Annotated in this window: 12 protein-coding genes and 1 tRNA gene; 5 read left to right on the top strand and 8 right to left on the bottom strand. The window is 56.9% G+C overall.

Features of this window, described 5'->3' with window-relative positions:
- The first annotated feature begins 69 nt into the window (after positions 1-69).
- Positions 70-822: a LamB/YcsF family protein gene (locus EKD05_RS12290; RefSeq protein WP_129673100.1), complete on the top strand. Its 753-nt coding sequence runs from the start codon at positions 70-72 to the stop codon at positions 820-822.
- A 33-nt stretch (positions 823-855) separates the two neighbouring features.
- On the opposite strand, the gene EKD05_RS12285 is transcribed toward EKD05_RS12290, so the two are convergent.
- On the bottom strand, positions 856-1,254 hold the full coding sequence (locus EKD05_RS12285) for a hypothetical protein (RefSeq protein ID WP_129673098.1): 399 nt from the start codon (positions 1,252-1,254) through the stop codon (positions 856-858).
- 151 nt (positions 1,255-1,405) lie between these two features.
- Positions 1,406-4,696 (bottom strand): BTAD domain-containing putative transcriptional regulator, encoded by a 3,291-nt coding sequence (locus tag EKD05_RS12280; RefSeq protein WP_129673096.1) that lies wholly within the window; start codon positions 4,694-4,696, stop codon positions 1,406-1,408.
- Positions 4,697-4,791: 95 nt separating this feature from the next.
- Between EKD05_RS12280 and EKD05_RS12275 the strand changes: the two genes are divergently transcribed.
- Positions 4,792-5,091, top strand: coding sequence for a hypothetical protein (locus EKD05_RS12275; RefSeq protein WP_129673094.1), 300 nt, complete (start codon positions 4,792-4,794; stop codon positions 5,089-5,091).
- 72 nt (positions 5,092-5,163) lie between these two features.
- Here the strand turns inward: EKD05_RS12275 and EKD05_RS12270 are convergent, their stop codons facing one another.
- Both EKD05_RS12270 and EKD05_RS12265 read right to left on the bottom strand, forming a co-directional pair.
- On the bottom strand, positions 5,164-5,907 hold the full coding sequence (locus tag EKD05_RS12270) for a 3-oxoacyl-ACP reductase family protein (RefSeq protein WP_129673226.1): 744 nt from the start codon (positions 5,905-5,907) through the stop codon (positions 5,164-5,166).
- A 202-nt stretch (positions 5,908-6,109) separates the two neighbouring features.
- Positions 6,110-7,297, bottom strand: a complete 1,188-nt coding sequence (locus tag EKD05_RS12265; RefSeq protein ID WP_129673092.1) for an acetyl-CoA C-acyltransferase family protein — start codon at positions 7,295-7,297, stop codon at positions 6,110-6,112.
- A gap of 386 nt (positions 7,298-7,683) precedes the next feature.
- Between EKD05_RS12265 and EKD05_RS12260 the strand changes: the two genes are divergently transcribed.
- Positions 7,684-8,235, top strand: coding sequence for a GNAT family N-acetyltransferase (locus EKD05_RS12260; RefSeq protein ID WP_129673090.1), 552 nt, complete (start codon positions 7,684-7,686; stop codon positions 8,233-8,235).
- 167 nt (positions 8,236-8,402) lie between these two features.
- On the opposite strand, the gene EKD05_RS12255 is transcribed toward EKD05_RS12260, so the two are convergent.
- The 3 genes from EKD05_RS12255 to EKD05_RS12245 form a co-directional block, all read right to left on the bottom strand.
- Positions 8,403-9,131, bottom strand: a complete 729-nt coding sequence (locus tag EKD05_RS12255) for a DUF2202 domain-containing protein (protein WP_129673088.1) — start codon at positions 9,129-9,131, stop codon at positions 8,403-8,405.
- A gap of 137 nt (positions 9,132-9,268) precedes the next feature.
- Positions 9,269-11,266, bottom strand: coding sequence for a hypothetical protein (locus EKD05_RS12250; protein WP_129673086.1), 1,998 nt, complete (start codon positions 11,264-11,266; stop codon positions 9,269-9,271).
- A gap of 106 nt (positions 11,267-11,372) precedes the next feature.
- Positions 11,373-11,464, bottom strand: a tRNA-Ser gene (locus tag EKD05_RS12245).
- A gap of 162 nt (positions 11,465-11,626) precedes the next feature.
- On the opposite strand from EKD05_RS12245, the gene EKD05_RS12240 reads away from it, so the two are divergent.
- Positions 11,627-12,703, top strand: a complete 1,077-nt coding sequence (locus EKD05_RS12240; RefSeq protein ID WP_129673084.1) for a TRM11 family methyltransferase — start codon at positions 11,627-11,629, stop codon at positions 12,701-12,703.
- Between the two features lie 21 nt (positions 12,704-12,724).
- Here the strand turns inward: EKD05_RS12240 and EKD05_RS12235 are convergent, their stop codons facing one another.
- Positions 12,725-13,333: an HD domain-containing protein gene (locus EKD05_RS12235; RefSeq protein ID WP_129673082.1), complete on the bottom strand. Its 609-nt coding sequence runs from the start codon at positions 13,331-13,333 to the stop codon at positions 12,725-12,727.
- A gap of 244 nt (positions 13,334-13,577) precedes the next feature.
- Between EKD05_RS12235 and EKD05_RS12230 the strand changes: the two genes are divergently transcribed.
- On the top strand, positions 13,578-14,729 hold the full coding sequence (locus EKD05_RS12230; RefSeq protein ID WP_129673080.1) for a M20/M25/M40 family metallo-hydrolase: 1,152 nt from the start codon (positions 13,578-13,580) through the stop codon (positions 14,727-14,729).
- Positions 14,730-15,054: the final 325 nt, after the last annotated feature.

The raw sequence follows: 15,054 nt of genomic DNA, 5'->3' as shown, positions 1-15,054 counted from the left end.
CTCAATCATACCACAAGCAATCCGGATGTGGTACGGTAAAATGTAACGGATCTTGCGAAAGGGTACAACATGCACATTGATCTCAATTGTGATTGTGGTGAGAGCTTTGGCGTATGGGTCATGGGTGATGATGCCGCCGTGCTGCCCCATGTGACCTCGGCGAACGTGGCCTGTGGAGCGCACGCTGGTGATCCTCTGGTGATGCGGCAAACGATCCGTTTATGCAAGCGCTTTGGGGTCGCAATTGGGGCGCATCCAGGCTACCCTGATCGCGAGGGGTTTGGCCGACGGGTCTTGCCGATGAGTGTCGAAGAGCTCGAGGCAAGCTTGCTGGCCCAGATCGGGGCTTTGCAGGCCGTTGCGCGTGCTGAAGGGGTGTCTTTGCGCCATGTCAAGCCCCATGGTGCGCTCTATAATCTTGCTGCCCAAACCCCTGTGGTGGCCGAGACTATTGCCCGCTCCGTCGCCGCCATTGATCCAACCTTGATCCTGGTTGGCTTTGCTGGTTCGTTCCTCATCACCGCTGCGCAGAACCTAGGTTTGCCAGTTGCCCGTGAGGCCTTTCTTGACCGTGGGTACGCGGCTGATGGCACGCTCTTGCCCCGCAGTCAACCTGGTGCGCTGATCACCGATCCGGCCGCCAATCTCGCGCAAGCCCTTCAGATCGTCCAGCAAGGCACTGTTACAACTGCCTATGGCCTTCCGCTTCCCATCGAGGCCGATACCCTCTGTTTCCATGGCGACACCCCGGGGGCCGCTGACCGCGCTGCGTATCTGCGCGAAGGCCTGCGGGCTGCCGGGGTGCAAGTGTGTGCGCTCTAGCGCCACCTTCCTGGGTGGGGCTTGCCTGGTTGACTAATTTTGCAACGCTACAATGACGGTGCTCAGCACCAGCACGAGCAAGAGCAAGAGGGTCACCAGCGGTCCCCACCGCCCCAGTTTTGCCAGCGGGCCTCCTGGGCTGATCGACATATGGCCCACTCCAGCGGCAAGAATGCCCAATATCGGATGCAAAATAAACGGAAAACTAAAGAGGCGTTCCTGACTCGCCCCACTCGTATTCCAGAGCAAAAACGACCAGTAGATAATGCCAAGACCAACTTGCAGATCGACGAGCACCGGGAACAAACGCGCAAAACGGGGTGACTCAATGCCCGGTTTATAGGTGACGGTCAGGAAGATCGCCATCAGAATAATGAGAAAAGGCAGGACACGCTCACCGAAAGTGCTGTGGATCCAAAAAACCGTTGCCATGCTTTCGCTTACTCCATACAATGATGATCCTTCAGGGGACACACCTCATGCATATCTTATCACATCCCACCCTGCGATCGAGCGCATCTCGCTTTTGCTCCCAGAAATCTTGCCTGAGCGGTGTAAAAAACACCACCTTCGCTGGTGTTTTTTACACCGCCTCATTCCGTTTGAGCGCCTCATAGAGCGCCTCGGTCTCTGGCAGCGCCTCCATCCCCAGTTCATCACGAAGGGACTGGACACACCGATTATAGCTTCGCAAGGCTTGCGAGCGACTACCGGTACGGGCGTGGGCACGCATCAAGACCTGATAGGCCTCTTCATAACAGCGGTCACGGCGCAACACCTGTTCACAGAGTTGAATAGCCCGGGCCTGATCGCCTTCATTGCTCAACCGGGCTGCATAACGCACGGCAATGGCCAGAAAGCGGGCCGTCAAACGCTCGCGTTCTTCGGTTGTCCAGGGATCATAGAGTGACTCGGCCAGGTAATCACCGCGATAGAGGCCAACCGCGATCTGGGCACTGCGCCGGGCAAAATCGGCATCATCACTGGCAATGGCGGCAGCGGTGCGCAACTCAAACTCATCGACATCAATCCAGACCCCATAGGACGGGGCAAAGCTATAGGCGAGCCCCTGGCGACGGACAAAGAAGGGCGCGACCCGCGGTGGACGCGCTGGTTCGAGGGCGGCATTGAGCGCATTGAGGGTTACCTTGAACTGGCGTTCAGCCGCTTCAAGATCGGCCTCGGGCCAGAGCCACGCACAGATCTGCTCACGTTGCACCCAGTGTCCGCGATAGGTCAAGAGCAATTGAAAGAGTTGCCGCGCCTTCTCGCGTTGCCACTCGCGGGCCTGGATCTCTTGGGCACCCCGCCAGACGCGGAACGTGCCGAGCATCTGCACACGCAGTGTATAGCCGGGATGATAATCCTCGACGGTATCATCAGCGGCAATCGTCGGAAAGCCCTGGCGCAACAGCAACCGGGCGAGTTCCGCATGCCCATTCAGCGACCGACCCCGCAACAAGAGCGGCACCAGTGACGCCATATCACGCGGCCCAAAGAGGCTTGGCCCCATCAAAATCCCGACATAGCGAAGCTCGGCGGCGGCGTGCAGCACTTCAGAAATCGCCTGATCGGCGACCTTCATCTCACCGGCACGCCAGGCCGCAATGGCTCGCCAGAGGGTTGTCACCGCGAGGCCGTAGGCATCACCACCACGCGCAAAGCGCTGGCGTGCCTGTTCGAGCCATTCGCCGGCACGGTGATCGCCACCGGCAACGGCGGCCCCACCGAGGGCTAACAGAATCAACGCTGCCGTCCACTCATCACCGGCGGCTGCGGCAATCTGCAAGCCCTCGCGGGCATCGGCCTCGGCGTGAGGCAGGTCACCCGCATGCCCATAGAGCAACGTCAAGCCCATGTACCCCTCGGCGCGGGTACGGGTGACGCCGACCGACTGAATGAGGTTCATTGCCTCGGCATAGCGCTGGATAACCGGCTGCATATCATTTGGGCTCACCAATTGATAGGCGTGTCCGACGCGCAACAGCGCGATGGCTTCGGTCAGACGCGACCCAACCTGTTGAGCCTCAACGAGGCCACGTTGTGCCATGGCGAGCGCACGGGTGCCACTGCCAAGCATGCCATAGATCAAGGCCAGCAAGAGCAACGGCTCACGATGGGCGGAAAGTCGCGCCCCATCGGGTGAAATAGCTGCTTCTGCCCAGAGCTGCGCTTCGAGTTGCTGGCGTGCCTCGTCGAGCCGTCCGGCGCGCAATAACAAGCGGGGTGGCAAAAGATCGCGCGGTGGGCCGTTTGTTGGGCGTTGTTTTGCCTCATCATTGCTCCGCCGCTGATTGCCATGTTCCTGACGGCGGGCGGCCTGTTCAAGGATCAGGGCCACATCGGCGCGTCCTCGATTGGCCCAATTTTCGGCTTGCATGCGGAGCAAATCGGCCCGTTCGACCGTGCGCTCAGGTGGCAAGAGGCGAAAGGCTTGTTTGAGCAGATCGGTTGCGTGGGCCGGTTGCACCGTATCAAGATAGACCGCTGCCTGCCCATGGAGCGAGCGTACCTGGCCTTCGAGATCATCGACCGCGGCAAAGGCGTTGCTAGCGGCAGCATAGGCTTGGAGGGACTCTTCATAATGCCCCAGGCGGCGCAGTGCTGCCGCCTGGATCTCGCGCAACTCGGGCCTATCACCATGGGTCTGGATCAGACGCACGGCCCAGGTCAGTACCTGCTCGGCATGTCCAGTATCAAGCAGCGTGGTGGCCCCCTCGATCAATCGTGCCGTTGCCGCATCATGATCCCCTGCGAGCAACAGATGATGCATCACACCTTCCCTGTCACCGCGTTCGTGATAATAGGTTGCGGCTTGCTGGTGCAAGAGCGGCCAAGTCGTCAGTTCCTGCTCGGCGACCCGTGCCAGAAACGAGCGAAACACGGGTTGGATCCGGGCAATCCCTTCGGCATCGCGTTCAATAAAGAGCCGTTTTCGTTCCAGGTGCGCAAGCTGACGCCCGGCCATCTGATCATCCACCAGCAAGGCACAGAGATCCGGTTCGAGCTGACGTAAGCCAGCCGTTTGCAACAAAAACCGCTGCAGATCCGGTGCAAGCGGATCGAACACTTCACGCTTGAGATAGGTGTCAAGTGGTGCCGATCCACGCAAGCCCAGCGCGACCGGCCAACTATCAGCCGCCAGACCAGCTTGCACCCCCAGCGGCCACCCGCGGGTCACTCGAATCAACTCGTCGAGATCAGATGGAATCTTTGTCCCGAGCAGGACGGCGAGCGCTCGGGCTTCATCAGTGATAAACGCCAGATCGCGCTCATCAATACTCAAGAGTTCCCCGCGGATCCGCGCCGTCTCAACCGCCATAAGATGAGGTTCAACACGGGTGACGAGGGCCAAATGCAAGCGGAGGGGTTGAATCGCCAGCAGGCGTTCAAAGATAGCCTGTAAGTTCGGGTTCTGATCGATGACATGATAATCATCAACCACAAGTAGCGTATCATCATCAAGCGCAGCCGCCAGTTCATTGACGAACGTATCAATCCCCGCACCCAGTGGATCATCTGTTGCACGCTGTAAGGCCGTAGCGATGTGGCCTTCGTCGAGTGTGGCAATAGGCCGAAAGGCTGCGGCAAGATGGCGCAGTAAAAGGGCCGGATCATCAGAAGCTCGGGCACGACACCACGCCGCAGGCCAGCCACCATAGGTTGCCAGCGCGGCCATCGCGGTCGTTTTCCCGCTGCCTGCAGGCGCAACCACCAGACAGATAGGATAATCAAGGGCTGCCGAGAGCGTTGTCTCGACCCGTTGGCGGCGTAAGAGGCGTGTTTGTTGCGCAGGTGGGGTTAGCCTCGTGAGCAAAAGCCCATCGTGGCTGGTTTCGTCACCGAACTGACCTGTAACTGTCGGTGATACCATCGTCTTGATTAGCAATCTAGCTCGTATGAATACGCGATAGTCATATTGAAATTTGACGCAGCGCGTTATGAGTAGTATACACCGGAGGAACTCCCATGGCAAGTAATGAGGTAGAACAGCTTCAAGAACGTATGCGCCAGCAATACACTGATACCACCGAAATAGTGATGCGTTCGATGCGAGCCTGGAATGAATTGATGACGGCTAGCACTGATCTTGCCTTTGACGTGGTACTGAAAAACTGGGACTACAGCCGCAGCATGCGTGGCTCAGCCGAACAGGCCATTGCCGATGCCATTAAACTCCAGCAGCGCATGAACAAAGAGATGCTTCAGGTTTGGGAAGGCTACTCGAGCGAAATCAAAGAGATTCTCGAACGAAGCACCAAGCCCTAAGCGAGAGTGAGCAATGAGCTACTGGCCCCATACCGCGCTCATTGCTCACTCTCTTGGCCGAGCAGCGCGGTTTTACATGTACGCGCCACCATTTACATTGATCTGCGTACCAGTGACATAGTCACCATCAGCAGCCAGGAAGACTACCGCCCGTGCGATCTCCTCAGGCGTACCAAATCGCCCCATCGGAATGCGGGTCTTGATCTGGTTTTGTACCTCTTCGGGTACTTTCGACAGCATATCGGTGAGCGTAAAGCCCGGTGCGATCGCGTTGACCGTGATATTGAACTTGGCTAGCTCAAGCGCGGCTGTCTTGGTAAAGGCAATAATACCGCCTTTACTGGCCCCATAGTTGGCCTGTCCAAAGGCAGCGGTCTGCCCATTCATCGAGCTAATGTTAATAATTCGCCCGAACTTCTGCTCAATCATTGGCTGCATCGCTGCGGTCGTGCAGAAAAAGACCGCATTGAGGTTCGTCTGGATGACTTCGAGCCAGTCCTGATCCGTCATTTTGCGGATCGATTTGTCGCGGGTGATGCCTGCATTATTGACCAGGATGTCAATGCGGCCCCAGGTGTCGACGACCCGTTTGACCATCTCGCGAGCTTCTTCAGGGTGCGCAACATCGGCCTGATCGAGTATGCACTCGCCCCCAAAGGCACGAATTGCTTCGGCTACCTCTTCAGCCCGGGCCTGACTATTCTGAAAATTAATGGCGACTTTTGCTCCCTCGCGGGCAAGTTCAATCGCGATCCCTCGGCCAATCCCCCGTGAAGCACCGGTTACCAGTGCCGTCCTGCCATCAAGACGCCCCATCTGCATACCTCCTTGATAATCGTTGTAGAGCATACCTTACTCCGCGCCGCACCTGGTACTTCATTCACCTAAGATCGTTCTGAAATATGCAATCGACCCTAGTGGAGTGCCGACTTCAGTCGGCTAAGCCAGAAGCCGACTGAAGCCGGCACTCCCTGCACGGAGTGCGACCCTCCCGTTCAACAGCGAGCTTGTTCTGGCGCTACATCCGCTCAAAGAGCGCTGCAATTCCCTGACCACCGCCGATGCACATTGTCACCAGGGCATAGCGTGCCCCAATACGATGCAGTTCATACACTGCCTTGACCGTCAAAAGCGCCCCGGTGGCCCCGATCGGGTGACCGAGCGAGATGCCGCTGCCATTCGGATTGGTCTTATCTTCGGGCAAGCTCAGATCATTGCAGACCGCGAGGGCCTGGGCCGCGAACGCTTCGTTGACTTCGAAAATGTCAATCTCGCCGAGGCTCACCCCGGTGCGCTCTAGCAAACGGTGGACAGCAGGAACTGGCCCCATCCCCATATATTTCGGCTCAACGCCAGCGTGCGCATAGCCGACCAACCGTGCCATTGGCTTGTACCCACGCCGTTCGGCAGTGGCCCGTTCCATCAATACGACCGCTGCCGCCGCATCATTGATGCTCGAAGCATTGCCAGCCGTCACACTCCCATCTTTCTTGAAGACGGGACGCAACTTGGCAAGCTTCTCGATGGTCGTGTCGGCACGGGGATTCTCGTCGGTGTCGAAAATCTGGGTGCCACCCTTGACCTTCAGTTCCACTGGCATGATCTGCGCTTTGAAACGGCCATCGGCAATGGCAGCGGCGGCACGCTGGTGGCTAATGACCGCCAGGGCATCCTGTGCTTCACGGGTAATGCCCCACTTCTCGGCCACATTCTCGGCGGTGACACCCATATGCAAATCGTCAAATGGATCCGACAGAGCACCAACCATCATGTCCACGGCTTTGCCGTCGCCCATCCGAGCGCCCCAGCGCATGCCTGGCAAACTGTAGGGGCTGCGGCTCATGACCTCAGCGCCACCGCCAATAGCCGCGTCAGCATCGCCTAGTTGGATTGCCTGCGCCATCGAAACAATTGCCTGCAACCCGCTCCCACACAGCCGGTTCAGCGTCATCGCCGGCGTTTCAACCGGAACGCCACCCTTCACTGCGGCGTAGCGACCAAGATACATATCGTGCGGTTCGGTGTTGATGACATGGCCGAACGCAACGTGCTCGATCTCTTTGCTTTCGATGCCCGCCCTTGCAATTGCTTCACGCACTATTGCTGCCGCAAGTTCAGTTGGTGGCTGATCTTTCAGGCTACCATTGTATCCACCAATAGCTGTGCGAACTCCGCTGAGTACCACTACCTCTCGCTGGTTGCTCATCGCGACATGACCTCCTTGTCACCCTTGAGTTCTCAACTCTCACGGGCGTATGATTCTTCATTGGGGCCGTTAGGATAAGAGCCATTATAACAGCAAAACAGCGCTTCTGCCGGGTTTTTTAGGGTAATCCTGGTTCTGTTTTGGGATGTCTACCAGCACTTGCTTGTCGTGACTGGGGGCTATGACCTTTTGTAGTGCCTTCTCTGTGCCGATGTGTGTTGGCGCAATCGTTGTGTATGCCGAATGTCCTGTAGAGAAATCATTCCATACCGAAGATATTTTTTAACTAAAGTAACCACGTTGTAACTATTCATGTTATAGTTCATTCCATTACTTGACAGCCCTATATAAATCCACTGAGTGTGAGCATATAAAGGAGGCAGGGCATGGCCCAACGCACTGAAGCGGCAAGCAGCAGCGTAGCATTGAAGGATGGTCGTCAGGTTACTATCCGTAACTTTATTGAGAACGATAAGTCAGCCCTATCGCAATTTGGTCAGGCTCTTCCGAAAAATGATTTGCTCTACCTTGAGGATGATTTTACCCATCCCGAGATTATTACCCGCTTGGCGAATGCTGCCCACGCCGAGAATTGGCGTCAAGTGATTGCTGTCACTCCAGAACATGAGATTGCGGGCTATGCTGCTGCGTTGCGACTTCCCGGTTGGTCGCATCATGTGGCGAATATTCGCTTGATTGTGTTGCCGAGCTATCGGCGCAGTGGCCTTGGTATGCATCTCGCCCAGGGGATTGTTGAGGCTGCTCGTGAACTCGGTGCTACCAAGGTCACGGTTGATATGCTCGCGGCGCTCACCGCAGGTCAGGCGATCTTTAGTCGCCTCGGCTTTGCCGTTGAGGGTCAGTTGGCTCGCCACGCGATTGATCGCGATGGCAATTTGCACGATATTGTGATTATGTCGGCGTTTGTGCGCGTCTGAGTGTCTTCGTAGACGATCGAGCTCGTTGCCGTTTCACAACAAAGAGCGCCAGCATTGCTGGCGCTTTTTGTCGTGGGGGCGGAGTGTTTGACGCAAAGGTGCAGAGGTTTGATGTATGTGTATGCTCTGTTCCCTATGCTGTGCCGTGCTCAGTTTGTCTGTTGTTATTATTGCCCGCGTCGCTCCTTGCCCTGCCCTTGATTGCCCTGCCCTTGATTGCCCTGCCCTTGGTTGCCCTGCCCTTGATTGCCCTGCCCTTGGTTGCCTTGACCGGCTGCTTCCATAATAGCGGTGTATTCTGCCATCGACAGGTATTGTGGCTCATAGGATGTGCCGGTCTGGTTTTCGTACTGGCTCACAAAGGCGCGCAGATGGTTCTCTGATGCGGCTTCGAGCTGGCTGTACACCCGGGCAATGTCGGCAGGCAGATCGTTTGTTGCCCGTTCGCGTAGGTCCAGAATGTCAATTTCTTCAACCGCAGCACCAATGCTGAGGGCTGCTGTGACCGAAGTTTTGCCCTGGGCCAACAGGTCATTGTAGAGTGCTTGCAGAGCTGGATCGCTGAACACGCCAGGTGCCGTGCTTGCCGCCGGATCGGCGATGCCATAGCGCTCCAACAAGGTCTTGACGGCGTCGGTGTGCGTCTGCTCGCTTGCTGCGATGTTGCTAAAGACGGGAAGGTTCCATGCTGCACCTAACGCTATGTAGAGATCGTGGGCCAGTTTTTCTTCTTCACGCATAAAGACGAGGCCGTCACGCTGTTCCTGACTCAGGGTGGTTGCGGCAACCGTCGCTGGATCGCTCGGCAGTACGCTGCTTGGACTTGCACTCGTTGGTGCGACGGCACATCCGGCGAGCATTGTGATGAGGAGAAGGACGATCATTGCTGTACGCATTGTTGTTTCCTTTGACTGGGCGGCTTGCTTCGCTACTTGCCGCTGAACGGTATGATCCCAGTCTAGCAGGCAGCTATGGAGAAGCGATGGAGTTACGTTGCAAAGGTGGTGGAATGTTTGCAGACTCTGCGTTATGCTCAGCCCTTGCGTTTCAAGCGGATACCTGTCCCGAGCATGGCACTTCCGGTGACGATGATCAGCAGTGCGCCAATCCAGGCGCGTGGCCCGGTCAATTCGGTGCGCGGCAGATACCAGGTCCAGTGGTCAAGCAGGTGCTGGTTGGGCGGATCGTAGTACCAGGCCCAGCGTGGCCGTGGTCGTGTCGGCAGCGGGGCAATGGCGGTGTCGGCAATGGTGATCAGCCCGCCCTCTTCTGTGCGCCCCCAGAGCGCCATCAGTTGTGGCCCGAGTTCGTCGTTGCGCTCACTAAAGCCGATGGCCTGCGGATTCCATGTGACTGCCTCAATTTTCAGCCGTGCCTGACCTGGTGGCATCAGGAGGCGATAGGTGCGGATGGTGCCTGTTGGTGGCGTGGCGATAGGCTCCTCATTCAACCAGAGGGTCAGTTGGCTTGTGGGGGCCTGGGCTGGACGGCGATCATCCAGGGTGAGCGTGAGTTGGCTGCCGGCGGTGGTACATCTAAGCTTGCCCTGCGCCCCTGCACGTCGCGGTAGCAGCGCCCCTCCCGGGTCTTCACTGGCATACCAGCCATCCCCGAGACGGCAGATCGGTGCCGGTGCGGTATACGCACTCCAACGCTCCGCTACCATTCGCCAGTGCCCAAGCAGCGGTGAACCAGACAGCGTGTAGACTTTGTCAGCCGGTGTGTCGAGCACGACGTAGGTGCTGAAGTTGAAGAGCACACCGCCCAGGTTGCCAACAAAGCCGATCGTTCCCACGAGGATCACCAGGCCAAGGCGACTGCGACCCCAGGGAGCCTGCCCTTGATCAGGGTTGTCTTGCCATAACCCGGCGGCTAGCAGGATCAGCGGCGGGATGGCAGGTAACAAAAAGCGCGGCCCCCAGACGCCGCCGCCTTGCCATTCGCCCCAGCGCGCATAGAGCAGCAGGTGGCTCAGAAAGAGTCCCAAGCCAAGCAGCACTGCCTCGCGCTGGCCGCCTCGCCAGAGCACCACTGCTCCTGGCAAGGCCAGCAAGACCGGTGGGGCAAACAAGAAGAGACTCTTGCCCGGGCTAAGGAGCAACCCATAGAGACCTTCGGTGAGCGGTGCCGTAAAGAGGTTTGCTTCACTCGCGTACCCCGAGGCGAAGGGTGTGCCAAAACGAGCCAGGTTGTACCATACGAGGATGGCAAGGCCAGGCAACAACCCGATGCCCCAGGCAATTGGGACAAGCCAGGCTTCACGGTACCGCCGTTGTCGCCACGCCTCTCCACTCATCCAGAGCAGATAGAGACCGAGGATCGGCAGCGCCACGCCAGCGGCGATCCGGGTTGTCGGCAACAGGCCCGCCGCCAACCCAGAGCAACAGAGCATCAGGGAACCCGATGCGAGAGGCTCTGTTAAAGGCGAACTTGAGCGCGTATAACTGAGGTGTGGTGGTGTCGACCCAGCCAGGCGAAGGAACTGGCCTGCGCTCCAGGCGCGTTCGGCAGCAAGCAACAGCAATAGAGCCGCAACTGGTTCAGAAAAAAAAGTCCGTGCATAAGGCCACGCGAAGGTTGCCAGGCCATAGAGGAGAGCCATGAGCACAGCCCAACGATGGCGTGCGCCCAATTTGAGCGCCCACCAGGCGATCAAGGCTGCGGTAGCTGCGGTGATCGGTCCATTGAGCATCATCACCGCAAAGCGGGCTGTATAACTGCTGGTGGCCGGATCGCTGCCTCCGAACCATGACCCCAGGGCATAGAGCGGCAAGGCAAGCAGCGATGGCAAGACACCATACGGTGAAAAGGACTGACCCTCACGACCGGGCCGCAACGCTGAAAACGGGGCATCAGCGTCATTGCGCACCACCACATCACCCTGTTCAAGCAGACTCCGCGTGACGGCCAGCATCGTCTCTTCATCGGGCGAATAGGTATGCCCACTCATCGTCAGCAGATACCATCCGCTCAAGAGCAGGGTCAGGGCGACAAAGAGCGTACGTGAGCGAGGGTGCGGTGACGTGATCATAGGCACCTGACGGGCAGCCGACAGCAGTCAGCACTTCATTGATCTACCGGGGCATCGGTATTGGGCTATAAGACAAGGATTTAGAAGATAGAAAAGAGGAAATAGATGGCGGGCAGGGAGGGATTCGAACCCTCGACAGCGTTGCCGCTGTACGGCATTTCCAGTGCCGCGCACTAGACCAGACTATGCGACCTGCCCAATGCTGGCGATTGTACCATGAGGTGAATGCTGGTGCAACACGCGGATGGGTTTAGCGGAGGGGTGAACGCTTCTTGCCATATATCGAGTAAGATAAGGGTTGTGTGATGGCTGTGATGCGTACCTGGAATGCCAGCGCTTTTGCCAGAGAGAGAGCCCCGTATGTCGACCGACGAACCGCTGCGTTTCAATGTAGTGAGCCTGCTTGAACGACTGTCGCAATGGAAGGCAAGCGAATCGCTTGCCCTTTTGCGTCAGGGGCTTGCCGCATTCAAAGCCGAACTAGCCTTGGCGTCGCCTTGTTGGCCTGCCGATGCGATCGATGGAGCGAGCGTTGAGCTTGGTCGGAGGTACCTCGAGCGCGAGCTTGACCAGATTGCAGCCTCACTCACGATGGAGCGGGCGGTCTACTATCTTGAGCGCCTGATCCGTGCTATTTCGGAAGTGCGAACCGGAGCGATCAACGACATCAACCTCAATCGTTGGAAAGAATACGAAGACATCTTGACTGACAGCCTGTGGCTGATCGACCGGCGTGACGACTCGGGTGCGCACACAGCAGGCTACTGGGGCAACTTCATTCCACAGATTCCCAACCAGATGATGCGTCGCTACACCAAAAAAGGTGACTGGGTACTCGATACCTTTGCTGGCTCGGGCACCACCCTGATTGAAGGGCAGCGTCTTGGGCGCAACACGCTGGGGATTGAATTGCAAGCGCGCATGGTTGCTTCTGCCAAGGGCTTGATCGAAGCCGAGCCGAATCCGCATCAGGTTGTGCGTGATGTTGTGCAGGGCAATAGTGCGACCCTTGATTATCAGGAACTTCTGGCGCGGTACGGCCAGCGGAGCGTCCAGTTGGTGATCATGCATCCGCCTTATTTTGACATTATTCCCTTCAGCGACGATCCGGACGATCTTTCCAATGCGGCATCAGTTGATCATTTTCTGACCTTGATGGGAACCATTGCCGAACGGGCGGGCGACGTGCTTGACCAAGGGCGTTACCTTGTGGTGGTCATTGGCGACAAATACACGCGTGGCGAATGGATTCCGCTGGGCTTTCAGGTGATGAACGCCATTCTCGATAAAGGGTTTGCCTTAAAGAGCATCATTGTCAAGAATTTCGAAACGACCACAGCGAAACGCGAACAGAAAGAACTATGGCGTTACCGTGCGTTGCTGGGAGGTTTCTATATCTTCAAACATGAGTATATCTTGCTCTTCAAAAAGCGATAAGGCAAGAATATGTCTTTCTCCTCAGACAAAACCAAAAGTCGTTTCCACCACACCTGGCAAAAAGCGATAGATCGATGCCCCGAGCATTGTCTCGAACTCAGCCTGCAGCTGCATTGTTGCACGCCAGCGCGCAGGAAGTATCTCGGACACACCATAGCGGAGGGTGACATCAATAAAGCGTTTTTCAAGAAGGCAGAAGCCTTCTGGCAGCGCAAGGGCATCACATAGTTGCAAGAGTTGATCTTCGAGACGATAGGTCACCTGTTCAAGGAAAGTCTCGACGAAGGCAAACTCCTCTTGGGAACAATCCCACACACCGATAGAAAAGCGGATATCTTTAATCGGAAAAGAGTGGGTAAGGGCAATGCGGGCAGCTTCGGCAAAGCCCAGTTGAGTAAGAAACGCATACCCATCGATAATGTGGCGCATGCCGGTAATCCCAAAGCGTCGTCCAATGTCATGGACAAGCCCGAGGCTGCGCACATGGTCGGGATCAAGGCCTGGAATATGCACAGCAAGCCGTGCAGCTGCATCTGCGACATAATAGGAGTGGCGAACCCAGGGACCTGGATTGGAGATACTTGCTTCGGACAGCAAGCACTCAGCTTCTGATAAAGATAAGTTGCCCATATGTATAATGCGAAGCCCAACAAGCTGAAATGGTATAATCTAACTGGAACAGTGCCGAGTAGTCAACTTCTATCTATTGTATATGCTATGGAGTTGTTCCTCAACAAGTATCAAGGTGTAGATCATCGAACAGGAAAGGCGTAGCGATGCGGTTCTGCCTTATCAGTTCGACTTTTTGAGCAATGGATCAAATTTCGTGAGGCCGAATAGCATCAAACCGGCCTCTTGCATATATTGGCAGCTTATGGATATTCAGCGTTGGCGTGCCCATCCACTTGTTCGTTCAGCCTTAGCTGAACTGGCTGATTACCGTCCCATCCTCGCAACCGCCCTGGCGGTTCAGCGGATCCCTGCTCCCACTTTTGATGAAGGTGAGCGCACGGCGTTTGTGCTCGAGCGTTTTCGTGCGCTGGGCCTACAGGATGTTACCTGCGATGACCTTAACAACGTCTATGGTCGGCGACCGGGGCCAGTTGGTTCACCGGCCCTGATCGTTTCGGCCCATATTGATACCGTCTTTCCGCGCGAGACCGACCTCACGGTGCGCTACGAGGGCGACCGGGTGTATGGGCCGGGACTTGGTGACAACAGTACTGGGGTAGCGGCCTTGATTCATCTGGCGCAGACGTTGCAGCGTCACGATTTGCCGCATCAACGTGATATCTGGTTTGTGGCTAATGTAGGCGAAGAGGGTCTTGGCGATCTTTGTGGCATCAAAGCAGCATTGGCACGCCTGCACAAACAGAGCGGGCAGGTGATTGTGCTCGAAGGATGCGATTTTGGGACGTTGCACCATCAGGCTATCGGCGTGCGGCGTTATCGGATTGAGGCTACTTCGCCGGGAGGTCATTCATGGGCCAATTTTGGCGTGCCGAGTGCCATCCATGCCCTGGTGCGTCTGGCTGCCCAGATTGCGGTGCTTCCGGTGCCGCGCACACCGCGCACGACCTTTAATATCGGTGTCATCGAAGGTGGGACATCGGTCAATACGATCGCCGAACATGCAAGCATGCTGCTTGATATGCGTTCGGTTGATGCTAGGGCGTTGCAACATCTGATTGCCCAGGTTGATCGCCTCGTTGCGACGGCGGCAGCGGAGACCGAGACCATTCAATTCAAGACGATAGTGGTTGGTGATCGTCCTTCGGGGGCCATTCAACGCGAGCATCCGCTGGTGCAGATGGCTGTCTCGGCATACCATGCGGTTGGGGCAACGGTAAGCTATCAGCATAGCAGCACCGATGCCAATATCCCGTTGAGCCAGGGTATTCCTGCGATCTGCATTGGTTTGACCGAGGGTGGCAATGCACATCGCCAGGATGAGTATATTGTGCCCGCCAAACTTGGACGCGGCCTCCAGGCGTTATTGTTGATGACGCTTGCGGCAAGCTCGTAGCTGTTTCACGTGAAACACCAGACGCGGGTAGGGTTTAGGGCCTAGGGGCAATACCTTTCAAATAAGGCGATTGTTTTGACGCAAAGGCGCAAAGTTTTTAGCGTACGTGAGCGAAACCTTCGCGTGAGCTTATTTGAAAGATACCGTTGGCAAACTTGGCCCTCTTGAGCGATACTACTGGTATGGGCAGTCGAACGTTGGCCTAGTGAGGAGAGAGTGCGATGTCGCTGAAACCACAACCGTCGCGGCCGATGCCAGAAGATCTGGCACGACTCGGTGAACTGCTCCTGCCTGCGGAGAGTCCCTACCGTCTGATTGGCGAGCG

The sequence above is a fragment of the Candidatus Chloroploca sp. Khr17 genome (assembly GCF_004138165.1).
Taxonomy (GTDB): Bacteria; Chloroflexota; Chloroflexia; order Chloroflexales; family Chloroflexaceae; genus Chloroploca.
This window is presented reverse-complemented; position numbering and strand designations above follow the sequence as displayed.